At 56.8% G+C, this 25615-nt stretch carries 16 protein-coding genes, 1 tRNA gene, 1 other RNA gene and 1 pseudogene; 17 read left to right on the forward strand and 2 right to left on the reverse strand.

The features are described from left to right. Window positions 1-66 precede the first annotated feature (66 nt). Window positions 67-2397 carry a molybdopterin guanine dinucleotide-containing S/N-oxide reductase gene (locus OQV00_RS01090; protein WP_064356590.1) on the forward strand — a complete coding sequence of 777 codons (2331 nt, stop codon included), beginning with the start codon at window positions 67-69 and terminating at the stop codon, window positions 2395-2397. Here OQV00_RS01090 and OQV00_RS01095 read toward each other — a convergent pair. Continuing rightward, on the reverse strand, window positions 2366-2806 hold the full coding sequence (locus OQV00_RS01095; RefSeq protein ID WP_004868776.1) for an N-acetyltransferase: 441 nt from the start codon (window positions 2804-2806) through the stop codon (window positions 2366-2368). The genes OQV00_RS01090 and OQV00_RS01095 overlap by 32 nt on opposite strands. After that, a complete protein-coding gene (gene tag / locus OQV00_RS01100) occupies window positions 2784-3365 on the reverse strand; it encodes a DNA-3-methyladenine glycosylase I (RefSeq protein ID WP_004868774.1) in 582 nt (193 codons plus the stop codon). Before tag ends, OQV00_RS01095 begins: the two co-directional genes overlap by 23 nt. Window positions 3366-3629: 264 nt before the next feature. Here tag and OQV00_RS01105 point away from each other — a divergent pair, with 264 nt between their 5' ends. The 16 genes and pseudogenes from OQV00_RS01105 to bcsD all read left to right on the forward strand — a co-directional run bounded on the left by OQV00_RS01105 (window position 3630) and on the right by bcsD (window position 25615). After that, entirely contained in the window at window positions 3630-4238 is a 609-nt protein-coding gene (locus OQV00_RS01105; RefSeq protein ID WP_015585545.1) for a lipase, read from the forward strand. A gap of 239 nt (window positions 4239-4477) precedes the next feature. Next, window positions 4478-5680 carry an L-lactate MFS transporter gene (locus tag OQV00_RS01110; protein ID WP_015585546.1) on the forward strand — a complete coding sequence of 401 codons (1203 nt, stop codon included), beginning with the start codon at window positions 4478-4480 and terminating at the stop codon, window positions 5678-5680. 363 nt (window positions 5681-6043) lie between these two features. Beyond that, window positions 6044-7735: a kdo(2)-lipid A phosphoethanolamine 7''-transferase gene (eptB, locus tag OQV00_RS01115; RefSeq protein ID WP_004868768.1), complete on the forward strand. Its 1692-nt coding sequence runs from the start codon at window positions 6044-6046 to the stop codon at window positions 7733-7735. A 90-nt stretch (window positions 7736-7825) separates the two neighbouring features. After that, window positions 7826-7902: transfer RNA gene (locus OQV00_RS01120), tRNA-Pro, on the forward strand. A gap of 33 nt (window positions 7903-7935) precedes the next feature. Further along, a non-coding RNA gene (locus OQV00_RS01125) (RtT sRNA) lies at window positions 7936-8067 on the forward strand. An 839-nt stretch (window positions 8068-8906) separates the two neighbouring features. Beyond that, window positions 8907-10514, forward strand: coding sequence for a dipeptide ABC transporter periplasmic-binding protein DppA (gene dppA / locus OQV00_RS01130; protein WP_004868766.1), 1608 nt, complete (start codon window positions 8907-8909; stop codon window positions 10512-10514). Window positions 10515-10620: 106 nt separating this feature from the next. Further along, window positions 10621-11640, forward strand: coding sequence for a dipeptide ABC transporter permease DppB (gene dppB, locus OQV00_RS01135; RefSeq protein WP_004868763.1), 1020 nt, complete (start codon window positions 10621-10623; stop codon window positions 11638-11640). A 9-nt stretch (window positions 11641-11649) separates the two neighbouring features. Continuing rightward, a complete protein-coding gene (gene dppC, locus OQV00_RS01140; RefSeq protein ID WP_015585547.1) occupies window positions 11650-12552 on the forward strand; it encodes a dipeptide ABC transporter permease DppC in 903 nt (300 codons plus the stop codon). A gap of 10 nt (window positions 12553-12562) precedes the next feature. After that, window positions 12563-13546, forward strand: coding sequence for a dipeptide ABC transporter ATP-binding protein (gene dppD / locus OQV00_RS01145; RefSeq protein WP_015585548.1), 984 nt, complete (start codon window positions 12563-12565; stop codon window positions 13544-13546). Then, entirely contained in the window at window positions 13543-14556 is a 1014-nt protein-coding gene (dppF, locus tag OQV00_RS01150; protein WP_004868756.1) for a dipeptide ABC transporter ATP-binding subunit DppF, read from the forward strand. The genes dppD and dppF overlap by 4 nt, the downstream gene beginning before the upstream one ends. A gap of 496 nt (window positions 14557-15052) precedes the next feature. Further along, entirely contained in the window at window positions 15053-15685 is a 633-nt protein-coding gene (gene bcsO / locus OQV00_RS01155; protein WP_032718373.1) for a cellulose biosynthesis protein BcsO, read from the forward strand. 1 nt (window position 15686) lies between these two features. Continuing rightward, window positions 15687-16479: pseudogene (locus OQV00_RS01160) on the forward strand (cellulose synthase operon protein YhjQ/BcsQ). Between the two features lie 19 nt (window positions 16480-16498). Then, window positions 16499-18610 (forward strand): UDP-forming cellulose synthase catalytic subunit, encoded by a 2112-nt coding sequence (gene bcsA / locus OQV00_RS01165; protein ID WP_004868748.1) that lies wholly within the window; start codon window positions 16499-16501, stop codon window positions 18608-18610. Then, complete coding sequence (gene bcsB, locus OQV00_RS01170) at window positions 18607-21090, forward strand: cellulose biosynthesis cyclic di-GMP-binding regulatory protein BcsB (protein WP_266279707.1); 2484 nt, start codon at window positions 18607-18609, stop codon at window positions 21088-21090. Before bcsA ends, bcsB begins: the two co-directional genes overlap by 4 nt. Beyond that, window positions 21087-25139: a cellulose biosynthesis protein BcsC gene (locus OQV00_RS01175; protein ID WP_032718371.1), complete on the forward strand. Its 4053-nt coding sequence runs from the start codon at window positions 21087-21089 to the stop codon at window positions 25137-25139. The genes bcsB and OQV00_RS01175 overlap by 4 nt, the downstream gene beginning before the upstream one ends. Further along, entirely contained in the window at window positions 25139-25615 is a 477-nt protein-coding gene (gene bcsD / locus OQV00_RS01180) for a cellulose biosynthesis protein BcsD (RefSeq protein ID WP_160873410.1), read from the forward strand. The genes OQV00_RS01175 and bcsD overlap by 1 nt, the downstream gene beginning before the upstream one ends.

The following is a 25615-nucleotide window of genomic DNA, read 5'->3' on the forward strand; positions in this document are numbered from 1 at the left end:
AATAACATTGAACGGTCAGTGTCACTGACCGTCACAACACCTGCATTCGTTGACCAGGAGCTCGCTTTGCCAACCTCATCTGCAACCAAAACCATCTTAACCGCGGCTCACTGGGGGCCTATGCTGGTTGAAACGGATGGTGAAAATGTCCTCTCTTCCCGCGGTGCGCTGGAGACCTCTTTCGCCAACTCCTTGCAAACCGCGGTGCGCGAGCAGGTACACAGCAAAACCCGCGTCCGCTATCCGATGGTACGTAAAGGTTTCCTTGCTTCGCCGGATAGTCCGCAGGGCGTGCGTGGCCAGGACGAGTTTGTGCGGGTGAGCTGGCAGGAGGCATTGGATCTTATCCACGCACAGCATCGGCGGATTCGGGAAAGCTACGGCCCGGCATCGATTTTTGCCGGCTCCTACGGCTGGCGTTCTAACGGCGTACTCCACAAGGCGGCGACGTTGCTGCAGCGCTACATGAGCCTGGCTGGCGGATATACCGGACATCTGGGAGATTATTCCACCGGCGCGGCACAGGCGATCATGCCCTATGTGGTTGGCGGCAATGAGGTTTATCAGCAGCAGACCAGCTGGCCGATGGTACTGGAACATAGCGATGTGGTGGTACTCTGGAGCGCCAACCCGCTGAATACGCTAAAAATTGCCTGGAACGCTTCCGATGAGCAGGGGATCCCATGGTTCGATCGGTTGCGCAAAAGCGGGAAGCGGGTGATCTGCATCGATCCGATGCGATCGGAAACGGCGGAATTCTTTGGCGAGGCGGGCGAATGGATCGCTCCGCATATGGGTACGGATGTCGCGATGATGCTCGGCATTGCCCATACGCTGGTGGAAAACGGCTGGCAGGATGAGGCGTTTCTCGCCCGCTGTACCAGCGGCTATGACGTTTTTGCCCGCTATCTGACCGGTGAAAGCGATGGCACGCCGAAAACCGCAGAGTGGGCGGCGGAGATTTGCGGCGTCAGCGCGGATAAGCTCCGCGAGCTGGCAGCGCTATTCCATGACAATACCACCATGCTGATGTCTGGTTGGGGGATGCAGCGCCAGCAGTTTGGCGAGCAGAAGCACTGGATGCTGGTGACGCTTGCCGCGATGCTGGGGCAGATTGGTACCCCCGGCGGCGGTTTTGGCCTTTCCTACCACTTCGCCAACGGCGGCAACCCGACCCGCCGGGCGGCGGTGCTGGCTTCGATGCAAGGCTGCGTGGCGGGCGGTACCGAGGCGGTCGAAAAAATACCGGTGGCGCGTATTGTGGAAGCGCTGGAAAACCCCGGCGCGCCGTATCAACACAACGGAATGGACCGGCATTTTCCGGATATTCGCTTCGTCTGGTGGTGCGGCGGCGCGAACTTTACCCACCATCAGGATACTAACCGCTTGATTCGGGCCTGGCAGAAGCCGGAGCTTATCGTCATTTCGGAGTGCTTCTGGACCGCCGCCGCCCGCCATGCCGATATTGTCCTGCCGGCGACAACCTCGTTTGAACGTCACGATATGACCATGACCGGCGATTACAGTAACCAGCACCTGGTGCCGATGAAGCGCGTGGTCGCGCCGCGCGATGAAGCCCGGGATGATTTTGACGTTTTTGCCGATCTCAGCGAGCGCTGGGAAGAGGGAGGGCGCGCGCGTTTTACCGAAGGGAAAACCGATCTACAGTGGCTGGAGACCTTCTATCAGATTGCCGCGCAACGCGGGGCGAGCCAGCAGGTGACGCTACCGCCATTTGACCAGTTCTGGCAGGCTAACCAGCTGATAGAAATGCCGGAAAATCCGGAAAATGCCCGTTTTGCCCGTTTCGCGGCATTTCGTGCCGATCCGCAGGCCAGTCCGCTGAAAACCGCGAGCGGCAAAATTGAAATTCACTCTCCAACGATTGCCGGCTTTGCCTACCCGGACTGTCCACCGCATCCAATGTGGCTGGAACCGGACGAGTGGCACGGCAATGCTCAGCCCGGCCAGCTGCAGGTGCTGTCCGCTCATCCGGCGCATCGTCTGCACAGCCAGCTGAACCATACGTCGCTGCGAGAAAAGTACGCAGTTGCCGGTCGTGAGCCATTAACCCTTCATCCGCTGGACGCACAGGCGCGCAATATTGCTGACGGCGATGTCGTGCGGGTGTGGAATGCCCGCGGCCAGGTGCTGGCCGGTGCCGTGGTGACGGAAGGTATTCGTCCAGGGGTTATCTGTTTACACGAAGGGGCCTGGCCTGATATCGACCCGCAGGCCGGTATCTGCAAAAACGGCGCGGTGAATGTTCTGACCAAAGATATTCCGACTTCGCGGCTGGGCAACGGCTGCGCCGGGAATACGGCGCTGGCGTGGCTGGAAAAATATGACGGCCCTGCGCTGACGCTTACGGCGTTTGATCCGCCGGCCAATGCATAATCCAGGTCGGCTGTAGCGTATCGTCCTGCCATGCGCAGTCTTCTATCCGGAAGCCTTGCGCATGGTAGAAATTCACCGCCTGAACGTTTTTCTGGTAAACCTCGAGACTAAGCCAGCGGTAATGCTGTTTGACCTCGTCCAGCAGCGCGCTGCCGATGCCGCGGCGAATTGCGTCCGGCGCGACAAACAGCGCACCGATAAAGCGGGACTCCATCACGCTGACAAAACCTTTTATCGTCGCGTTCTCTTCCCACACCCAGGTGCTGGCGGCAGGCAGGTAGACATCGCGTACAACGGCGACACTCTCGTGCCAGTACGTTTCGTTGATAAAGGGATGGGCATGAATCGTGCTTTCCAGCCACAGCGTGAGCAGCGGCCGGGTCTCTTTAGCGTCCCACTTGCGGATCATCATCGCCTCCCGGGTGACAGAAGCAGCTCGTCAGGTGATCGTTGACCAGCCCGCAGGCCTGCATAAAGGAGTAGCAGATGGTGGAACCAACAAACTTAAAACCGCGCTTTTTCAGCGCCTTTGAGAGGGCGTCGGAGGCCGGTGTGGTGGTGGGTATCTCCGCCAGGGTGGCGGCATGGGAGATCTGTGGCTGATTCTCGACGAAAGACCAGACAAAGTCGCTAAACGATTCGCCGCTCTCTTCCATGGTCAGGAAGGCGCGGGCGTTGCCAATAATGGCCTGAATTTTCCCGCGATGGCGAATAATTCCCGCGTCCTGGAGCAGGCGCTCGATATCTGCCTCATTCATGGCGGCGACGCGAACCGGATCGAACTGATGAAAGGCCTGGCGATAATTTTCACGCTTTTTCAACACCGTAATCCACGACAGACCGGCCTGCTGGCCCTCAAGGCAGATCATTTCGAACAGTTTGCGGGCATCTCTTTGCGCAACGCCCCACTCGTTATCATGGTACTGGATGTAAAGCGGGTCCTGGCTTACCCAACCGCAGCGCTGCATGTCTCTCTCCCTTTAGCAATAAAACTTACGCGTTCGCCTTGACGGCTGAAAGATAAAGATAATAGTTAATACAGGGATACCACTCTCAAATATACCCGCCATTATTCAGGTTGCATGTGCATTGGCTGCATTCGTTCGCCCAATCACATAATTCAGGGTATTCAGGGAAGCCCGTCCCATAAAAACACAGCAATAATGCCGGTTTGGCTCTTTTCTGGAGTCGCATTAATGATAATAAAGAAATGCAATGGCCTTCGGGGGATTATGCTCCCGGCGTGCGCAGTTGTCTGGGTCTCGTTTATCAGTGGCGCGAATGCCTGGCAACAGGAATATATCGCTATCGATACCAAAAGTAATACCCCTGAACGCTATACGTGGGATAGCGATCACCAACCCCGCTATGAAGATATTCTGGCGGAGCGGATGAATGCGTCCGGCGATCTTCCCGGTATTGCGCTGAATCAGGCGGTGGCGCCGCCGGATAGCGGCCGCGGGATGAGCGTGGGATGGAATTTTACCCTGGCCAACGGCGTCACTTCCGGCCCGGTGGCGAGTTTGCGTAGCGAAGTGATATCGACCGCACCCGCGCGCCGCGCGCCAGACAACCCCTACGTGAATACGCTTGGCTGGCGTATGGATTATCAGGCGCTATGGGGCGTCCATCCGTGGGCGCAGGTGAGCTACAACCAGCCGCTCTCTTCGGATCTGATTGGCCCTAATCGCGGTCAGGATGGCGCCTGGCGCGATGTCACCTTCGGGGCGGATATGGCCCTCAATTCACACCTTGCGGCCTGGGCGGCATTATCGCAGGCGGAGAATACGACAACGGGCGCCAACTATCTCTATGTGATGGGGGTGAGCGCTAACTTTTAGCCTTTATTTAGCATGCGTGAAACGTTCTTGTTACCTAAAAAACACAGTAATGGCGCATTGTTGTAAGATAGTGGTCACTAACTTATTTCTGCTGCGGTCATGCGCCTGCCTTTTTCAATGTCATTCATTCCGGCTCACATGCATTTCATTCCTTGCTGATGGCATTTCATGCCTTTTTTACCCTGGCGTTCAGGTGACTTCGCTATTGTGGCGGCAGTTAATTATTCAGGATATCTGCTATGAACGCTGCAAACAGTCAATATACCCGCTGGCTTACGCTGGCCGGCACGATCGTCACACAATTCGCGCTGGGATCGGTTTATACATGGAGTTTGTTCAACAGTTCCCTTTCCGCAAAACTGGACGAACCGGTAAGCCAGGTGGCTTTCTCCTTCGGTCTGTTAAGCCTCGGTCTGGCGCTATCCTCTTCTGTCGCCGGTAAACTGCAGGAACGCTTTGGCGTCAGACGCGTCACGATGGCATCCGGTGTTCTGCTGGGGCTCGGCTTTTTCCTGACCGCTCACGCCAACAGCCTGATGATGCTCTGGCTCAGCGCAGGCCTGTTGGTGGGCCTGGCGGACGGCGCGGGCTATCTACTGACGCTCTCCAACTGCGTGAAGTGGTTCCCGGAGCGTAAAGGGCTGATTTCCGCCTTTTCCATCGGTTCCTATGGCCTCGGTAGCCTCGGGTTCAAATTTATCGATAGCCACCTGCTGGCCACCGTCGGGCTGGAGAAAACCTTTATTATCTGGGGCGCCATTGTCCTGGTGATGATTGTCTTCGGCGCCACCTTAATGAAAGATGCGCCGAATCATACCGCCGCCTCGCATAATGGCGTGGTGGAGAATGACTTCACGCTGGCCGAGTCGATGCGTAAACCGCAGTACTGGATGCTCGCCGTGATGTTCCTGACGGCCTGCATGAGCGGTCTGTATGTTATTGGCGTCGCGAAAGATATCGCGCAAGGGATGGTGCATCTGGATGTCGCGACGGCGGCGAATGCGGTCACCGTTATCTCTATCGCCAACCTGAGCGGACGTCTGGTTCTGGGGATTCTGTCGGATAAAATTTCCCGTATCCGCGTCATTACTATCGGTCAGGTGGTTTCCCTGGTCGGCATGGCTGCGCTGCTGTTCGCGCCGCTGAACGCCACAACCTTCTTTGCCGCGATTGCCTGCGTCGCCTTTAACTTCGGTGGAACGATTACCGTGTTCCCGTCGCTGGTCAGTGAATTTTTCGGTCTGAATAATCTGGCAAAAAACTACGGCGTCATCTATCTGGGCTTTGGTATCGGCAGCATCTGCGGATCGCTGATTGCCTCGCTGTTCGGTGGGTTCTACGTGACCTTCTGCGTTATCTTTGCCCTGCTGATTCTCTCCCTGGCGCTCTCGACGACGATTCGCCAGCCGAAAGGTGAAGTTTACAGCGAAGCCCACGCCTGATACGCCCTCTTTGCGGCGTCATACCGATATTCCTGAGCTATTTGTGCCTGTCCAACCAAATGTTTTGTAAATGTTTGGTTGGATCACACTCCCACCTGGTACTTTTTCCTTTCTCTGTGGTCTACTTAGCGCGCTTTGTAGAGGTTTCTTATACTCTCCGTCCTTCAAACTGCCTTATTGTTGACTGCGCTCGTTCGCCTCAGTCACTTACTTGAGTAAGCTCCAGAGGATTCACGAGCCCGTCGCCTCAAGGCATCTCGAATGGGTTTGAGTAGTTAATCAACCTGAACGCACCCTATTAACCTGCCCGCTTATATCGCGTAAGTCAGGTGGTTTTATCTCTTCTTTTTCCAGGTTTCATGCATGAATTATATTAGAACGATGACACAGCAGAAAGTCAGCCTTTGGCTGGCGCTGTACATCGGCTGGTTTATGAACGTTGCTGTGCTTTTCCGTCGCCTTGATGGTTATGCGCAGGAATTTACCCTCTGGAAAGGGCTTTCCGGGATTGTGGAACTGGTTGCCACCGTGCTGGTGACGTTTTTCCTGCTACGTGTTCTGTCGCTGCTGGGGCGGCGCGTCTGGCGAATACTCGCCACGCTGGTGGTGATTTTCTCCGCTGCCGCCAGCTATTACATGACCTTCCTGAACGTGGTGATTGGCTACGGCATCATTGCGTCGGTGATGACCACGGATATCGACCTCTCTCAGGAGGTGGTGGGTTGGTATTTGATTCTGTGGCTGGCGCTGGTCAGCGCTCCGCCGCTGCTGCTTATCTGGAGTAACCGCTGCCAGCATACTCTGCTGCGGCAAATTCGGACGCCGGGCCAGCGGGTAAAAAATATCGCCATCGTTGCTCTCGCCGGGTTAATGGTCTGGGGACCGATTCGCCTGCTCGAACTGCGGCAGAAGGATGTTGAGCGTAGCTCTGAAGTCGATATGCCGAGCTACGGCGGGGTGATTGCCAACTCGTATCTGCCATCGAACTGGCTTTCCGCGCTGGGGCTGTACGCCTGGGCGCAGGTGGATGAGTCCTCAGATAACAAGTCGTTGATAAACCCTGCCAAAAAATTCACCTATGTCGAGCCGCAGGGCCTGGATGATACCTACGTGGTGTTCATTATCGGTGAAACCACCCGCTGGGACCATATGGGGATCCTGGGTTATAACCGCAATACCACGCCGAAGCTGGCTCAGGAGAAAAACCTGGTGGCCTTCCGCGGCTACTCCTGCGATACCGCGACCAAACTCTCTCTGCGCTGCATGTTTGTGCGTGAGGGTGGGGCGGAAGACAACCCGCAGCGAACGCTGAAAGAGCAAAACGTCTTTGCTGTCTTGCACCAGCTCGGCTTTACCGGCGACCTGTATGCGATGCAGAGCGAGATGTGGTTCTACAGCAATACCATGGCGAACAGCATTGCCTATCGTGAGCAGATTGGCGCTGAACCGCGTAACCGCGGCAAAAGCGTGGACGACATGCTGCTGGTGGATGAGGTTAAGCGCTCTTTGATGAAGAATGACCATGGTAAACACCTGATTATTCTCCATACCAAAGGTTCGCACTTTAACTATACCCAGCGTTACCCGCGCAGCTTTGCGCAGTGGCAGCCGGAGTGTGTGGGCGTGGACAGTAAATGCTCGAAAGCGGAGCTGATCAACTCTTACGATAATAGCGTGACCTATGTCGATCACTTTATCGTGAGCGTGCTGGACCAGCTGCGTGATAAGAAGGCGATTGTGTTCTATGCCGCCGATCACGGGGAGTCAATCAACGAGCATGAACACCTGCACGGTACGCCACGTAAGATGGCGCCGCCGGAACAGTTCCGTGTGCCGATGATGGTGTGGATGTCGGATAAATATCTGGCCGCGCCGGATCATGCTGCTTCGTTTGCCCGCCTCAAAGAGCAGGCGGCGATGAAAGTTCCGCGTCGTCATGTTGAGCTGTATGACACCATCATGGGTTGTCTGGGCTACACCTCGCCGGACGGTGGAATTAATGAGCATAACAACTGGTGCCGCGTTGCCGATGCGGGGAAAACCGTGGCGAAATAGCGGGAGTGGCGAGTTTCTCGCCGCTTGAGCTATTTTTTCCAAATAAGGCATTGACGGGTGTGAGTCTCAGCAGTAAGATGCGCCCGCATTCGGTGATTGGCGCAGCCTGGTAGCGCACTTCGTTCGGGACGAAGGGGTCGGAGGTTCGAATCCTCTATCACCGACCAAATTTAAAAGCCTGCTCAACGAGCAGGCTTTTTTGCATCTGAAGCCGGTGAGGATGAGAAGCTCCGGGGGCAGAGGTTCGACCCGAGCGTAGCGAGGGAACGTTGCTTTAGCAACGGCCCGCAGGGCGAGCCACGTAGTGGTGAGTCATCCTCTATCACCGACCAAATTTAAAAGCCTGCTCATTGAGCAGGCTTTTTTGCATCTGAAGCCGGTGAGGATGAGAACCTCCGGGGGCAGAGGTTCGACGATGCCTGCGGCCCTGACCGGTCATGTGTACCTCAGCAATTTTTAGCTGGCTTAACGCCCCTCAGGCCTATTTGCCAGTCTCCCTCTGCCGGCAGGAAAAACAGACCTCTGCCCAAACCACCGTAAAAATGAGATCCCTTCCATCAATGGCGTTGAGCAGCGCGCCGGGCGCCACGATGTCGGAGTGTGATAGTTAACCAAAGTCACAAAAAAAGCACGAATCCTTGTTTCATGTTGTCTGTTAACTATTTTGTGACATCTTCCATTGTATTTTTTTATATATCTAAGGTTCTTTTTTCGCGAAGCTTATGGATAACTGCAGCATTTTCCGCTGTGCGTTTTAACGTTCGCGCTATTAATCGCTCACATATTGGCCACATCGTAATAAATTTTCACCATTTACCAGAATTGCTTATCACTAGCTGTTAAGAAGTATTAAGACATTTATGCTGCCTGCTCGCCGCTAGCATAAATTTCTCTGCTGAAAATAGCGTCTTGAAGTTTTTTTAATCTTTGCCTGCTGATTCTCACCCCGGATGTAAAACCCGGTTGGCTGTATTGACGTTTACGCATTCTGTTGACAGATTGTAGGGCATGAGGGGCATTTCATGGAGAATCCGCACTGCAACTCAGGCGTTTTTGTGAAAGGAATCCCCATCTCTCATCCAGGCCTTCGGGCACCACCGACCAGACCGGGTAAAAAATAAATAAAGGCCTGGCGGATATATGCAAACAACATCACATTTGGAGCAGAATAATGAGTATTTCCTTGAAAAAGTCAGGGATGCTGAAGCTTGGTCTGAGCCTGGTCGCCCTGACCGTTGCAGCAAGCGTTCAGGCTAAGACCCTGGTTTATTGTTCTGAAGGTTCGCCGGAAGGCTTTAACCCACAGCTATTCACTTCTGGTACAACCTATGACGCCAGCTCGGTGCCCATCTATAACCGCCTGGTTGAATTCAAAACCGGTACTACGGAAGTTATTCCGGGGCTGGCGGAAAAATGGGAAGTGAGCGAGGACGGCAAAACCTATACATTCCACCTGCGTCAGGGCGTGAAGTGGCAGGATAATAAAGACTTTAAACCCACTCGCGACCTGAATGCCGACGACGTTGTATTCTCGTTCGATCGCCAGAAAAACGCGCAAAACCCGTACCATAAAGTGTCCGGCGGCAGCTATGAATACTTCGAAGGGATGGGCCTCCCTGACCTGATTAGCGAAGTGAAGAAAGTCGACGATAAAACCGTCCAGTTTGTGCTGACCCGCCCGGAAGCGCCGTTCCTCGCTGACCTGGCTATGGACTTCGCCTCTATTCTGTCCAAAGAGTATGCCGACAATATGCTGAAAGCCGGCTCGCCGGAAAAAGTGGACCTGAACCCAATCGGTACCGGGCCGTTCCAGCTGCTGCAATACCAGAAAGACTCTCGTATTCTCTATAAAGCCTTCCCGGGCTACTGGGGCACCAAGCCGAAGATCGATCGCCTGGTCTTCTCCATTACCCCTGATGCTTCCGTGCGCTATGCCAAACTGCAGAAGAATGAGTGCCAGGTGATGCCGTACCCGAACCCGGCCGACATCGCGCGCATGAAAGAAGATAAGAACATTAACCTGCTGGAACAGCCGGGCCTGAACGTCGGCTATCTCTCCTTCAACACCGAGAAGAAACCGCTGGATAACGTGAAAGTCCGCCAGGCGCTGACCTATGCGGTAAATAAAGAAGCGATTATCAAAGCCGTTTACCAGGGCGCTGGCCAGTCCGCGAAAAACCTGATTCCGCCGACCATGTGGGGCTATAACGACGACGTTAAAGACTACACTTACGATCCGGAAAAAGCGAAAGCGCTGCTGAAAGAAGCCGGCATGGAAAAAGGCTTCTCCATCGATCTGTGGGCAATGCCGGTACAGCGTCCGTACAACCCGAACGCGCGCCGTATGGCTGAGATGATCCAGGCTGACTGGGCCAAAATTGGCGTCCAGGCCAAGATCGTCACCTACGAATGGGGCGAGTATCTGAAGCGTGCGAAAGCAGGCGAGCACCAGACCGTGATGATGGGCTGGACCGGCGACAACGGGGATCCGGATAACTTCTTCGCTACCCTGTTCAGCTGCGCAGCAGCAAAAGACGGCTCGAACTACTCTCGCTGGTGCTACAAGCCGTTTGAAGATCTGATTCAGCCGGCACGTGCCACCGATGACCACAACAAACGTATCGAGCTTTATAAGCAGGCTCAGGTTGTGATGCATGACCAGGCTCCGGCGCTGATCGTCGCTCACTCCACCGTTTATGAGCCGGTGCGTAAAGAAGTCAAAGGCTACGTGGTTGACCCGTTAGGCAAGCACCACTTCGAAAACGTCTCTGTCGAATAATAAACAGTATGTTTCCCCTCTCCCTTAAAGGGGAGGGGGGATTTCATTTGTGAGCAATACAGACGTCCTGTCACCAGGCGGGGCGTCACTATAGAGAATCCGGGTTATGTTGCAGTTCATCCTCCGACGTTTGGGACTTGTCATCCCGACATTTATCGGTATTACCCTTCTCACCTTTGCCTTTGTGCATATGATTCCCGGTGATCCGGTGATGATTATGGCGGGCGAACGTGGTATTTCCCCTGAACGTCACGCTCAGCTGCTGGCTGAAATGGGCCTTGATAAGCCGATGTGGCAGCAGTATGCCCACTATATCTGGGGTGTCTTGCATGGGGATTTAGGCATCTCGCTGAAAAGCCGTATTCCCGTGTGGCAGGAGTTCGTGCCGCGCTTTAAAGCCACGATGGAACTGGGCGTGTGCGCGATGATTTTCGCCGTTATCGTCGGTATTCCGGTGGGCGTACTGGCGGCGGTCAAACGCGGCTCTATCTTCGATCACACCTCCGTCGGCCTCGCGCTGACCGGTTATTCCATGCCGATCTTCTGGTGGGGAATGATGCTGATCATGCTGGTTTCAGTCCAGCTCAACCTGACGCCAGTCTCCGGACGTATCAGCGATACCGTGTTCCTTGACGATACCCTGCCGCTGACCGGTTTTATGCTCATCGATACCGCTATCTGGGGCGAGCCGGGCGATTTTATTGATGCCTTAATGCACATGATTCTGCCAGCCGTGGTGCTGGGCACCATTCCGCTGGCCGTTATCGTGCGTATGACCCGCTCCTCGATGCTGGAAGTGCTGGGCGAAGATTATATTCGCACCGCGCGCGCCAAGGGGCTGACCCGGATGCGCGTCATCGTGGTCCACGCGCTGCGTAACGCTATGCTGCCGGTGGTCACGGTGATTGGGCTACAGGTAGGGACGCTGCTGGCGGGCGCCATTCTGACCGAAACCATCTTCTCCTGGCCTGGTTTAGGGCGCTGGCTGATCGATGCGCTGCAACGCCGTGATTACCCGGTGGTTCAGGGTGGGGTACTGCTGGTCGCGACGATGATTATCCTCGTCAACCTGCTGGTCGATCTGCTGTACGGCGTGGTGAACCCGCGTATTCGGCATAAGAAGTAAGGGGCCATCATGTCACAAATTACTGAAAATAAAGTTGTCGCCGCACCGGTGCCAATGACCCCTTTGCAGGAGTTCTGGCACTATTTCAAACGCAACAAAGGGGCGGTTGTCGGCCTGGTCTACGTTGCGATTATGATTATTATCGCCGTGTTCGCTAACTTCCTCGCCCCTTATAACCCGGCGGATCAGTTCCGCGACGTGCTGCTGGCGCCGCCGGCCTGGCAGGAGGGGGGAAGCTTTGCGCATCTTCTGGGGACCGATGACGTGGGCCGCGATATTCTGTCGCGACTGATGTACGGCGCGCGCTTGTCGCTGCTGGTTGGCTGTCTGGTCGTGGTGCTGTCGCTGATTCTCGGCGTGGTGCTGGGCCTGATTGCCGGCTACTTCGGCGGGGTGATCGACTCCATCATCATGCGTGTTGTCGATATCATGCTGGCATTGCCGAGCCTGCTGCTGGCGCTGGTGCTGGTGGCTATCTTCGGCCCCTCGATCGTGAACGCTTCGCTGGCGCTCACCTTTGTCGCCCTGCCGCACTACGTGCGATTGACTCGTGCGGCGGTGCTGGTGGAAGTGAACCGCGACTACGTCACCGCTTCACGGGTGGCAGGCGCGGGGGCAATCCGTCAGATGTTCATCAACATTCTTCCTAACTGCCTTGCTCCGCTGATTGTTCAGGCGTCGCTGGGCTTCTCTAACGCCATTCTCGATATGGCCGCTCTTGGCTTCCTTGGCATGGGTGCGCAGCCGCCGACACCGGAGTGGGGCACGATGCTCTCCGACGTGTTGCAGTTCGCGCAGAGTGCCTGGTGGGTCGTCACCTTCCCGGGTGTCGCGATTCTGCTGACGGTGCTGGCATTTAACCTGATGGGTGACGGTCTGCGTGACGCGCTCGATCCCAAACTGAAGCAGTAAGAGGTTCGAGATGGCGTTATTGAATGTGGATAAATTATCGGTGCACTTCGGCGACGAAGGGACACCGTTTCGCGCGGTAGACCGCGTGAGTTACAGCGTGAACCAGGGTGAAGTGGTTGGCATTGTCGGCGAGTCCGGCTCAGGTAAATCGGTCAGCTCACTGGCGATCATGGGGCTGATTGATTATCCCGGCCGCGTGATGGCGGATAAGCTGGAATTTAATGGCCGCGATCTGAAGCGTATCTCAGAAAAAGAGCGCCGCCAGCTGGTGGGGGCGGAAGTGGCGATGATCTTCCAGGACCCGATGACCAGCCTGAATCCGTGTTACACCGTCGGCTATCAGATTATGGAAGCCATTAAAGTACATCAGGGCGGAAATAAGAAAACCCGTATCCAGCGGGCGATCGATCTGCTGACGCTGGTTGGCATCCCTGACCCGGCATCGCGTCTTGATGTCTATCCGCACCAGCTTTCCGGCGGGATGAGCCAGCGCGTGATGATCGCCATGGCGATTGCCTGCCGGCCCAAGCTGCTGATTGCGGATGAACCGACCACCGCGCTGGATGTGACCATCCAGGCGCAGATCATTGAGCTGCTGCTGGAGCTGCAGCAAAAAGAGAACATGGCGCTGGTCCTGATCACCCACGATCTGGCGCTGGTGGCTGAGGCGGCACACAAAATTATTGTGATGTACGCCGGTCAGGTTGTGGAGACGGGCGATGCGAAGGATATCTTCCGCGCACCGCGCCATCCTTATACTCAGGCGCTGCTGCGCGCGCTGCCGGAGTTTGCCCAGGATAAAGCGCGGCTGGCGTCGCTGCCGGGCGTCGTGCCAGGGAAATATGACCGCCCCAACGGCTGTCTGTTAAACCCGCGCTGCCCCTATGCCACGGATAAGTGCCGCAGCGAGGAGCCTGAGCTGAACCGCGTCGACGGCGCCCGTCAGTCGAAATGCCACTACCCACTGGATGATGCCGGGAGGCCTACGCTATGAGTACCCATGAGGCCACCACGCAACAGTTCTTGTTGCAGGCCATTGATCTGAAAAAATATTACCCGGTGAAGAAGGGGCTGTTTGCGCCGGAAAGGCTGGTTAAGGCGCTGGACGGGGTCTCCTTTACCCTCGAACGCGGGAAAACGCTGGCGGTGGTTGGCGAGTCCGGCTGTGGAAAATCGACGCTGGGCCGTCTGCTGACGATGATTGAGATCCCGACCGGCGGCGAGCTTTACTATCAGGGTCAGGACTTATTAAAGCCAGATGCCACGGCGCAAAAGCTGCGTCGGCAGAAAATCCAGATTGTGTTCCAGAACCCCTACGGCTCGCTGAATCCGCGTAAGAAAGTGGGTCAGATTCTGGAAGAACCGTTGCAGATCAATACGTCGCTGAGCAAAGAACAGCGCCGTGAAAAAGCGCTGGCGATGATGGCGAAGGTCGGGCTGAAAACGGAGCATTACGATCGCTATCCGCACATGTTCTCCGGCGGTCAGCGGCAGCGCATCGCGATTGCCCGTGGTCTGATGCTGGACCCGGATGTGGTGATTGCCGATGAACCTGTCTCCGCGCTGGATGTGTCGGTCCGCGCGCAGGTGCTGAACCTGATGATGGATCTGCAGCAGGATATGGGGCTGTCGTATGTGTTCATCTCCCATGACCTGTCGGTCGTGGAGCACATTGCGGATGAAGTGATGGTGATGTATCTCGGCCGCTGCGTGGAGAAAGGGTCCAAGGATCAGATCTTCAACAATCCGCAGCATCCGTATACTCAGGCTCTGCTGTCGGCCACGCCACGCCTGAATCCGGACGATCGCCGCGAACGTATTAAGCTGACCGGCGAACTGCCGAGCCCGTTGAATCCGCCGCCGGGCTGCGCGTTTAACGCCCGCTGCCGCCGTCGTTTCGGCCCGTGTACCCAGCTACAGCCGCAGTTGAAAGATTACCGGGGTCAGCTGGTCGCCTGTTTTGCCGTTGACCAGGATGAAAATCAGCAAAAACAGCTCGCCTGATGTTCCCTGCTGCTGTCGAAGGCGTCAAAACTTTCGGCAGCAGCCGCTTATTATGCCCGGAGAAGAGTCAGGCTTGAGAAAGTACCTGACTGCTGTTTTTCGACTTAAATAATTAATTTGACCTATTTATACAACGATATAAAAAGTCTAAAATATATTCCATCACGCATCATAGTTATTTTGTTCTGCGCATTATCTAAAGATCAATTAGAGAAAAACCTGGTTATTTTAAGGGGGCGCTGAGCTCAGGTTTGGTGGGATCACAGGACCTCCTAAAAAATGGAGCTATCATTTCTTATAAGAAATGATAGGGTAACCGCAAAATTATCAGTGATTTACGCCACCTTGAACGATACTCCTCTACAACGTCATTGTATTGTTGGTCATTCTGACCAACTTAAGTTGATGAAAAACAATAAAATAAACTATGCTCTAAAGGCGTAGTATCAAAATAAAAACAGCTAAAATATTATTTATTAGAATCATGAGGTTATCCATGAACCATTATGATGATTTGCAGCGCTTCAAGGAAAAGACTCGTACGCAAAGTCTGGATTTCAAGGACCTTTCATCACACGCAGCCGCCAGAGAACAGGGAGATTGGGTTATTCTCAATCAGCTCTCTCCTGGGGAAGAAAAAGAATCCTCGCTGGCCATGGGAGGATCGGTATCGTTACCGATACCGCAGCCGGTGCCGACGGATATGTTTCATTGGGTCGAGGCAGAATCCGCGCACACGCCGCAACCAACGTCACCTGCAGCCCCGGCTCCGGTCATGCCACCCCCTGTCTCCGTTTCAGCGCCACATGACCCCCTTTCGGTTGCAGAACATACGTGGGCAGCAGAATCTGTGCCGGCAATGGCCGTACCCCATACGCCTGCTCCCGCTCCAGCCGCTGCGCCCGCTCCAGCCGTTGCGCCTGCTCCAGCCGTTGCGCCTGCTCCAGCCGTTGCGCCCGCACCAGCCGTTGCGCCTGCACCACCGGTAGCGGTTCGCCCGGTCGTGCCGTCTGCACAGGCGGCGGAAGGCTATGCTCATTTATTTGCGGCAAAAGCCGTTGAACCGGTGGCGAAAAATAAAGATCAGCCGCTGAAATCACTTTTAGAAAGGATTGCGACATGCCGTTGATCTGCGTGTGTTCTCCCAAAGGCGGCGTAGGAAAAACGACCCTCGCGGCAAATCTGGCCTATTCATTAGCTCGCGCAGGCAGCAAAGTCCTGGCGATCGATTTTGACGTGCAAAATGCGCTGCGTCTGCATTTTGGCGTCCCTCTTAGCGATGAGCGCGGCTATGTTGCGAAAGCGCTGGAGCTTCATGACTGGAGCCAGTGCGTACTGAGCGCGGGCAGCAATATTTTTGTCCTGCCGTATGGCGACGTCAGCGAGGCGCAGCATCAGGCTTTTGATGAACACCTTGCCACGGACGCCCATTTCCTCACCCGCGGGCTGGCGGCATTATTGAATTATCCCGGATTAATTATCATCGCCGACCTGCCACCCGGCCCTTCACCGGCGCTGACGGCCTTAACGCCGCTGGCCGATCTGCACCTGGTGCCGCTGCTGGCGGACACCGCCTCGATGTCGACCCTGTCGCACGTCGAAAAGCAGCGTTTAACCGGCGGTAAGCTAAACCACAAACTTGGGCACTTTTTCGTGCTGAATCAGAGTGATAACCGCCGTCAGGTCAGCCGTGACGTCACCGCTCTGATGGAGGATAAACTGGGCGATCGTCTGTTGGGTATTATCCATCGTGATGAGAGCGTCGTTGAAGCGAATGCTTCCCAGAAGTCGATTCTCGACTTTAGCTCTTCCTCTGCAGCCGCCTTTGATATTGAAATTATGGCAAAAAAAATCTCTGCGCTGTTGGGTATTAAAATTGGCGACGGCACGGTGCACAGCCAGCCTCGTATGTCAGGGCTTTAACTTATTGCAGGGCTGCTGAATGAAAAAGTCTCTTTTCTGGTTGCTGGCACTGGTGCTGTCGCCGATTGCCGTTCTGGTCATTATTACGCCGATGGACAGCCAAAAGCAGTATCTTTTTGGTCTGTTAAGTATCGGTATTCTGTTCTTAATGGGATTTAGCAAAAAGCGCAGTATTTCGGTCATTATGGTCGTGACTTCGCTGCTGATGTCTACCCGCTATATGTATTTTCGCCTGACGCAGACCCTGCATTTTAACTCCACCATTGAGACGGTGCTGGGGATGGGGCTGTTTCTGGCGGAAGTCTATATCTGGGTAATGCTGCTGCTGAACTACCTGCAAACGGTCTGGCCGCTGAAGCGAGAAATCGTCCCGCTGCCCGATGATATGAGCACGTGGCCGACGGTCGATATTTATATTCCCAGCTATAACGAACCGCTGGAAGTCGTGCGCGATACCGTGTTGGCTGCGCAGTGTATCGATTACCCGGCGGATAAAATGAAAATCTATCTGCTGGACGACGGGAAACGTAGCGAATTTGCGGTGTTCGCCGCCGATGTCGGCGTCGGCTATATCACCCGTAATGATAATAAACACGCCAAAGCGGGTAACCTGAACCACGCGATGACCCTGACTCAGGGAGAGCTGATTTGCGTCTTCGACTGTGACCACGTGGCGACCCGCGTGTTCCTGCAGGCGACGGTTGGCGGCTTCCTCAAAGACCCGATGCTGGCGCTGGTGCAGACCCCGCACTATTTCTATTCGCCGGACCCGTTTGAACGCAACCTCTCCGTCGGCCGCAACATCCCCAATGAAGGGATGCTGTTCTATGGCCCGATTCAGCAGGGCAACGATAACTGGAATGCGACCTTCTTCTGCGGCTCCTGCGCCGTGATTCGCCGTAAAGCGCTGGATGATATCGGTGGTTTTGCGGTGGAAACCGTGACCGAAGATGCGCACACCGCGCTTAAATTTCAGCGCCTGGGCTGGAAATCGTCGTTTCTCGATATTCCGCTGGCAGCGGGTTTAGCCACCGAACGTTTAGTCGTGCACGTCATTCAGCGGACCCGCTGGGCGCGTGGGATGACGCAAATCTTCCGCCTCGATAACCCGCTCCTGGGCCGCGGGCTGACCTTCCAGCAGCGCCTGTGTTACCTCAGCGCCATGCTCTACTATCAGTTCGCCCTGCCACGGGTCGTGTTTGTCACCGCACCGTTAGCTTATCTGTTGTTTAACCTGAATATTATCTACTCCTCAGCGAGCCTGATTGTCTCGTATGCGCTCCCGCATCTGTTCCTTGCGATTTATGTCGGCTCGCGGATGAACGGCCGCTATCGCTACAGCTTCTGGGGGGAAATCTATGACATCGTGCTGGCATTCCATCTGGTGCTGCCGACGCTGGTGACGATGATTTTCCCCAAACGCGGTAAATTCAACGTGACCGACAAAGGGGGGCTGCTGGATGTGGGCTACTTCGACTTTACCGTCGTCAGGCCGCATCTGGTGGTGGCGTGTTTGCTCGCGGTTGGCGTGATTGTCGGTATTGTCAGGGCCATTGGCCATGACTATTTCGGCTCGGATCCTAACGTTATCGCGCTGAACGTTGGCTGGGGGCTGTACAGCCTGATCTTCCTGCTGGCGGCGATTGCCGTCGCGCGGGAAACCCGCCAGGTGCGGAAAACGATCCGTATCGACGTCAATATTCCGGTGTTGATTCACTACGCCAGCGGCATCGTGTCGCGTAGCCACACCGCAGACCTGTCGATGGGCGGATGCCGCATCGCGGTCCCGGACGATCGCCATCTGCAGGATGATATCGAAGAGATTGAGCTGATCCTGCAATCTGGTGCGATTTGTATTCCCGCCGAACAGGTGACCGCGGATGAAAACTTTATTCGCCTCAAGTTTGATGAAAATATTCCCCTCTCGCTGCGCCGTGAACTGGTGCGAGTGGTGCTGGCGCGCGCCGATGCATGGATTAACCCGCCGCGTCCGCAGGACAACCCGTTCCGGTCATTTTTCACCATCTTACGCTGCGTGTTTGAACTGTTCTGGCTGAGCTGGAAAACACGACGCGGCCGTCGCCAGCAGAAACCTGTCGCCAGTACCGCGCAGGAGGATGGCCAATTATGAAGCGATTAACCACGCTTGCGCTGCTGGCCGGCATGTTTTCCATACCGGCGCTGCACGGTGAAGAGGCGCCGGCCGATCGTTCTGCGCCGCTGAATTTCCCGTTACCAGGCGCGACCACGGGCGGCCTTCCCGCCGATGAGTCGGCGTCGACCGCCGCAGCGGAGTCGTCGGCCGCAGCGGAGGTTCCGGTGAACTCAGAACCCGCTGTCGCGTCCGAGTCGTCGATCGCATCGACACCCGCGACAGCAGAACCCGCGGCGGCGGATCCGGGCGCCTCGCTCCCCGTCATGCCACCGCCGACTCATACGGCAATGCCGGATGTGGCGCCGTTAACGCCGGTGGTCGGGGGCAGTCTTAATCTGGCTCAAATGGGGATGCCGGATGGCATTATCCTCAGCGGCGGCCAACAGCAGGGCGGCGCGGGGTTTACGCTGCCTTCAGACCAGGTGGTGACCCATGCCGAGCTGATGCTGGATGTTCAGGTCTCGCCGGATATGGCCACCCGCAACGCCACGCTGCAATTGATGCTCAACGGCCAGCCTTTAGGCACGGTGCCGCTGGGCACCGACGGGGCGGACGTTTCTCACTATCAGCTGGATATTCCGGCGGCGCTAATGGTCTCCAGCAACAACCTGAGCTTTAAGGTGAATGATGGCGACAACATGCAGTGCCAGCTCAACATGCATGACACGTCGGGCGTCACGATTTTACCGGCTTCGCGTTTTAACTGGGAAAGCCAGCCGCTGAATCTCAGCAACGATTTGAGTCACTTCCCGCGTCCATTCTTCGACAGCATGCAGATGACCCCGGCGGACATCGCGGTGGCCTACCCGGAGAAATCGGGAGCGGATATCTTCAGCGCCGCAGCGCTGCTCTCGTCGTGGCTGGGTATTCAGGCGGATTATCGCGGGATTGCTTTTAGCGCGCTGCGCGACCGTTTACCGGAGCGTCACGGTATTATTATCGGCCATCCGGGTGACCAGGTCGGCGGGCTGACGCTGCCGCAAACCGATAAACCGCTGCTGCAGATTGTCGATAACCCGGGTAACCCCACCTACAAACTGCTGCTGATCGTCGGGCAGAATGATGCGGCGCTGCGTGCGGCAGCCTGGCGGCTGACCCGCGGTAATATTGCCGCGCAGACCGCGAGCCTGAGCGTGGATCCGCAGGCGATCCCGATCGGCAAGCCGTATGATGCCCCGCGCTGGATCCCAACCGATCGGCCGGTAAAAATCAGCGAGCTGCTGCGTAAAGATCAGAGTATGACCGTAAACGGCGTCTGGCATGAACCGCTGCGCGTGGCTTTCCGCGCGGCGCCGGACCTCTATCTGTGGGACGGGGAAACGATTCCCTTGCAGATTGGCTACCGTTTCCCGTCGGAAAACTGGATTAATGAGGAGCAGTCGTTATTAAGCGTAACGCTCAATAACACTTTCCTGCACAACCTGCCGCTGAACAAGCAGGGGCCGCTGGAGAAATTATGGCGTCATCTGGGCGGCGACGTGCGTCAGGAGCGGTTTACCATTCCGCTGGCGCCGTATCTGATTTACGGGGATAACCAGCTGTCGCTCTATTTCAACGTGGTGCCGAAACAAAACGCCCCCTGTTCGGTGGTGCTTAATAACAATATCAAGAGCCGGATTACCGATGATTCGTGGATTGATTTGAGCAATACGCGACACTTCTCGCTGCTGCCGAATCTCTCCTATTTCGTCGGCGCTTCGTTCCCGTTCTCGCGGCTGGCGGACTATTCACAAACCACGCTGCTGCTGGCGGAAAAACCGTCGGAAACGCAGGTCGCTACGCTGTTAAACCTCGCCGCCCGATCGGGTAATGCCACCGGCATGGCGCTGGCGAACAACCGCGTTGTTTTAGGCATCCCCAGCGGTGGCGCCGGCCTTCAGTACCTGCACAATCGCGATGTGCTGGCGGTCAGCGCCCTCGATCAGAAAACGTTTAACCAGCGCTTGTTAGAAGATTCTCCTTATTATCAGGCGGATAATCAGCTGGGCGTACGCGAGTCGGGACTGAGTTCAAAAGTACAGCGGTGGCTGGCCGGCGACTGGACATCCGCCAGCCTGGATGCCGATCGCTATCTCTCTTCCAGCAGCGCCTGGCGCGGCTTTATCAGCTACCGTTCACCGTGGAATCCACAGCGCACGGTGGTGGTGGCGATGGCCAGCAACGATGATCAGCTGACGAAGCTGAAAAGCGACCTTGATTCACCGCGAATCAACGCCGGTATCCGCGGCGATACGGCGGTTATCACCAGCGATAATGGGGTTCGCAGCTTCCAGGTGAGTACGCCATTCCCGAGCGGGCAGATGCCGTGGTACATGATGGCCGTTTGGTATGCCAACCAGCACTCCGGTCTGCTTGCGCTGCTGGGACTGCTTGCGACAACGATCATCGGCCTGGCGCTTACCGCCATGTTTAAACGCCATGCACGCAAGCGTCTGAGTTCGGGGGATAGCCAATGAAACGAGCCATTAAAATGAACAGCAGGGCGACCCGCAGATTATCCACGTTTTGCCTGTCCGGCGCGTTGACCCTCGGCACCCTCGGTGATGCCATGGCTGCGGGGAATGATGCCGCATTGCAGGCGCTGTTTGCCCAGGCGAACTACTGGCACGAAAAATCGCACGATGAGCTGGCGATGGAATCGCTGCAGAAAGTTCTGTTGGTTGATGCCAATAACACGCAGGCCATGTATCTGATGGCGCTGTGGGCACAGCAGGGCGGCGACCTTCAGGCGGCGGCCCAGTGGCGGGCGCGGTTGGCGAAAGTGTCGCCAGAGAGCCCAAACCTGCAGGAGCTGGATAATGCCAAAAAAATGGCGCAGGTGCCGCAGGGGCAGCTGAGTCTGGCCAGACAGCAGGCGCGCAGCGGCAATATTCCGGCTGCGCTGACGACCTGGCGCAGCATGTTCAACGGCAACACCCCGCCACCGGGGCTGGCCGGTGAGTACTACATGACCATGGCCAGCGACAAAGCGCTCTATCCCCAGGCGGTCAGCGAACTGCGTCAGTACGTGGCGCGGTATCCGCAGGAGAACGCCCCGCGCGTGGCTTTAGGCAAGGCGTTGACCTGGCGGGAAGATACCCGGCGGGAAGGGATTTCAATGCTGGAATCGATGGCCAGCGGCAGTAAAGATGCCGACAGCGGTCTACGCCAGGCGCTGCTGTGGCTGGGGCCGCAGGAGGGCGATCGGGCGTTTTACGATACCTGGATGCAGCGTCACCCGCAGGATACCGAAGTACAGAATTACTATCGTCAGCGGATAAGCGGCCAGGCGCGCGGTCAGGGGTTCGTTAACCTGAATAGCGGCAATACCGCGGCGGCGAAGCAGCAGTTTGAACAAGTGCTGCAAACCAACCCGCAGGATGCGGACGCGCTGGCCGGGATGGGATATATCGCCCAGCGCAACGGTGACTTCCAGGCCGCATCGCAATATTTAAGCCGGGCGGCGGATCTCGGCGGTAATGATTCAGCGGCGCGCCGTCAGCAGGCGGCGGACGCGCTATTCTATGGGCAGCTGGCCCAGGCTCAGCAGGCGTACAAGCAGGGCAATATTAGCCAGGCGCTGGCGCTCTCTGCTCCGCTGGCTCAGCAGAGCGGGACGCGCGGCACATCGGCCAAACTGTTCCGTGCCGATGTATTGCGTCATAACAAAGATCTCCCTCAGGCCGAACAAACGCTGCGCTCGCTGCTCAGCGAGCAGCCGCAAAATGGCCCGGCGCGCGAGAACCTTTACTACATCCTGCGCGAGCAAAATAAAACGGCGGAAGCGCAGGCGATGTTACGCACGCTGCCGGAGAGTTTGCAGCAAAAACTGCAGCCGCGCATCGTGACCGGTATGCCGGGAGATTCGCTTCGTCGCCAGGCGCAGGAGCAGGCCAACAGCGGCAACGTCAGCGGCGCTATCGCGACATTGCGCCAGGGGGTCTCCCGCTATCCGGATGACGCCTGGATGCGCCTCGACTTAGCCCGGCTACTGCAAAAATCCGGCAATGACAGCGAGGCCGCGTCAACGATGGCTGCCGCCTATCGTCCCGGCGCCAGCAGTAACGCCCTCTATGCCGCCGCGCTGTTTGCCAGTGAGAACGGCGGCTGGCAGCAGGCGCAGACGCTGCTGGGGCGGATTCCCGCCGCCAGCCAGACCAGCCAGATGCGCGACCTGCGTCAGCGGGTAAACTACAACCTGCAGCTGACCACCGCGCAAGATTATCTCGCCCAGGGCAATACGGTGGCGGCGTCCAATACCCTGAAAGCGATGTCGGCCACGCCGCCAAAATCACCGGCTGACGTGGGGAAACTGGCGCGATTGCTGGCGCAGAGCGGCGATGTTTCCACGGCGGTAACGCTGGTGCGCAACAATATCAGCGGCGGAATCACGGGGAACGCCGGCGACTATGCCGATCAGGTGGCGGTCCTCAACCAGGCGGGGCTGACCAATGAAGCGCAGACGCTGCTGTCGAACCCGCAGCTGCAGGCCGGCAGCACGCCAACGCAGCTGGCGAGTATCCGCAACGGCTATGTGATCAACGAAGCCGATCGACTGCGGGAGCAGGGCAACTACGCCGCGGCGTATGACAAGCTGATGGGGGCGATGCAAAGCGATCCGCAGAATACCGATCTGATGTTCGCGATGGCGCGCCTCTACCAGAGCGGCAAAATGAACAAAGAAGCCGGGGTGGTCTATGACTACCTGATGACCCGCGATACGCCGGATCAGGCGGCGCGATCCGGCGCTATCGATGTTGCGCTGTCGTCCGGCGATAACGACCGGGCGGAACAGCTGGCCGGCGGATTGCGTCAGGACAATACACCGGATCGCCTGCTGCTGCTGGCGCGCGTCGCGGAAGCGCAGGGACACCATCAGCAGGCGATGACGTATCTGCGCAGCGCGCGCGGCAAACTGCTGGGGCTGCAGAGCAGCAACAGCGCACAAACGCCCACCGTTGGCGGCGTGCTGGCGGCGGATAACCCCTTTGTGGGCGTCTCCCGCACGCCGTCCACGACGCGAACGGCATCGGCTTACGGCCAGTATATGCCATGGCAGGTTGCCCAGGTGTCAACTGGCAGCGGAACCACGCTGCCCGGCATCCAACGTCCCGATCTTCCGGTGGAGACCGCGCAAACCCGCATGCTGCGTCAGGTCGATACCATGATGGAGTCGTTGCAGGAGAAAACCGGCACCTGGCTCCAGGGGGGAATGGAGGTGCGTGGGCGCGACGGTGAATCCGGGACAAGTAAGCTGACCGAGATGAAAACGCCGCTGACCTGGTCTTCATCGCCGTTTGGCGACTCGCGTTTTGACTTTACCGTGACGCCGATTTCGCTGAATGCCGGCACCGCCAGCGGCGACGCCTGGCGGCGCTACGGCGCGAATCCGCTCTCCAATGCGGTGTCCAACATGATTTCCACTGCCACCAGCGAACAGGCGGCGATTGCGGCGATGACGGATACGGAGCGCACGGCGTACTTTGCCAGCAATCCGGGGGCCGAAGCCTTAAGTTCGCTGGGGACGCTGAATGCGGCAGACTTTAACGCCACGACCAGCAGCGGGATGGAGAATCTGGCGAAACTTGGCGCCTATGACTCCGGACAGGTCGCCAGCTATCTGGCCTCTTCCAGCCTGAAACCGAATGTCGATCAGACCAGCGGTTCGACGGATTCGCAGAAGGCGAATGGCGTCGAATTAGCCCTGGCGCTGAGCGGCGATGATTATCGCGTGGATATCGGCAGCACGCCGTTGGGCCAGGATCTCAACACCGTAGTCGGGGGGGTGAAATGGTCGCCGAAACTCACCAACTACCTGTCATTGATCTTCACCGGTGAGCGCCGTTCGTTGACCGACAGCCTGCTCTCTTACGTGGGGCTGAAAGATAGCTACTCCGGGAAAACCTGGGGGCAGGTGACGAAAAACGGCGGCACCCTGCAGCTCAGCTACGATGATGGCGACGCCGGTTTCTACGTCGGCGGCGGGGGCTACAGCTACATTGGCAGCGATGTGGCCAGCAACACCAGTGTCAACGCCAATGCCGGGGTCTATCTGCGGCCTTATCATGATGAATATCGCCAGCTGCAGGCCGGTTTGAGTATGAGCTACATGGATTACTCGAAGAACCTGAGCTACTTCACCTATGGTCAGGGGGGCTACTTCAGCCCGCAAAACTACGTGAGCGTTTCGCTGCCGGTTAACCTGACCGAGAAGTATGACAACTGGACCATGAAGCTCGGTGGCTCGGTGGGGTATCAATCCTATAGTCAGGATAAGAGCGCCTACTTCCCGACCAATTCCGAATGGCAGCAGACCCTGGAGACCGCGGTAGCCAACGGTTTTGCCAAAGAGGCGTACTATTCAGCGACCTCGAAGAGCGGCATCGGCTACACGCTGCGCGCCGGGGCGGATTACAAGGTGAACAAACAGATGACGCTGGGCGGCCAGATTGGCTACGACACCTTCGGTGATTACAACGAGAGTACCGCCGGTCTCTATATCCGCTATATGTTGGGAGATAACTGATCATGACGGACAAAAACAACGCGGAAGTCATGGCCTGGTTTCAACAGCAGCAAACCCCCGCGGGATGGTTTGATCTGCTGCTCATTATGATTGACGGGATGCTGAACAATGCCGGCGAGCTGGAGAGCCAGCCATTTTTACGTCAGATGGGTGAAGCCCTGGCCGATCGCTACCCGCTGCCCGAGTCAGAAACCGTCGGTCAGCTGGAGGCCAATATCAACCAGCTGCTCAGCCGCTTTCAGTGGGGCGTCGTCAGCGTGGATGTGGGCGATGACGGCCTGCGCTTACGTCATCGCGCGCTGCCGGTGAGTCGTGACGATGCGCGCCGCGTGCGCTGGTGCAATGCATTTTGTGCCATACTCGAGGGGCTTTATTCTCGCTGGCTACAGGGACAAGGGGGCGGTGCACATGTGGTGTTACAGCGTGAGCGGTTGTTCTCGGTGTCTGATGTTCAGTTCCTCTACTTCCATCCATAA

The organism is Klebsiella sp. DY2415 (assembly GCF_026314315.1).
Lineage (GTDB): Bacteria > Pseudomonadota > Gammaproteobacteria > Enterobacterales > Enterobacteriaceae > Klebsiella > Klebsiella ornithinolytica.

Excerpts from the sequence above, each read along its gene's own strand:
- bcsO (WP_032718373.1), top strand. The coding sequence starts at position 15,053 with ATGAACCATTATGATGATTTGCAGCGCTTCAAGGAAAAGACTCGTACG.
- dppA (WP_004868766.1), top strand. The coding sequence starts at position 8,907 with ATGAGTATTTCCTTGAAAAAGTCAGGGATGCTGAAGCTTGGTCTGAGC.
- bcsB (WP_266279707.1), top strand. The coding sequence starts at position 18,607 with ATGAAGCGATTAACCACGCTTGCGCTGCTGGCCGGCATGTTTTCCATA.
- dppF (WP_004868756.1), top strand. The coding sequence starts at position 13,543 with ATGAGTACCCATGAGGCCACCACGCAACAGTTCTTGTTGCAGGCCATT.
- bcsA (WP_004868748.1), top strand. The coding sequence starts at position 16,499 with ATGAAAAAGTCTCTTTTCTGGTTGCTGGCACTGGTGCTGTCGCCGATT.
- OQV00_RS01175 (WP_032718371.1), top strand. The coding sequence starts at position 21,087 with ATGAAACGAGCCATTAAAATGAACAGCAGGGCGACCCGCAGATTATCC.
- OQV00_RS01105 (WP_015585545.1), top strand. The coding sequence starts at position 3,630 with ATGCTCCCGGCGTGCGCAGTTGTCTGGGTCTCGTTTATCAGTGGCGCG.
- tag (WP_004868774.1), bottom strand. The coding sequence starts at position 3,365 with ATGCAGCGCTGCGGTTGGGTAAGCCAGGACCCGCTTTACATCCAGTAC.
- dppC (WP_015585547.1), top strand. The coding sequence starts at position 11,650 with ATGTCACAAATTACTGAAAATAAAGTTGTCGCCGCACCGGTGCCAATG.
- dppD (WP_015585548.1), top strand. The coding sequence starts at position 12,563 with ATGGCGTTATTGAATGTGGATAAATTATCGGTGCACTTCGGCGACGAA.
- OQV00_RS01095 (WP_004868776.1), bottom strand. The coding sequence starts at position 2,806 with ATGATCCGCAAGTGGGACGCTAAAGAGACCCGGCCGCTGCTCACGCTG.
- eptB (WP_004868768.1), top strand. The coding sequence starts at position 6,044 with ATGAATTATATTAGAACGATGACACAGCAGAAAGTCAGCCTTTGGCTG.
- dppB (WP_004868763.1), top strand. The coding sequence starts at position 10,621 with ATGTTGCAGTTCATCCTCCGACGTTTGGGACTTGTCATCCCGACATTT.
- OQV00_RS01110 (WP_015585546.1), top strand. The coding sequence starts at position 4,478 with ATGAACGCTGCAAACAGTCAATATACCCGCTGGCTTACGCTGGCCGGC.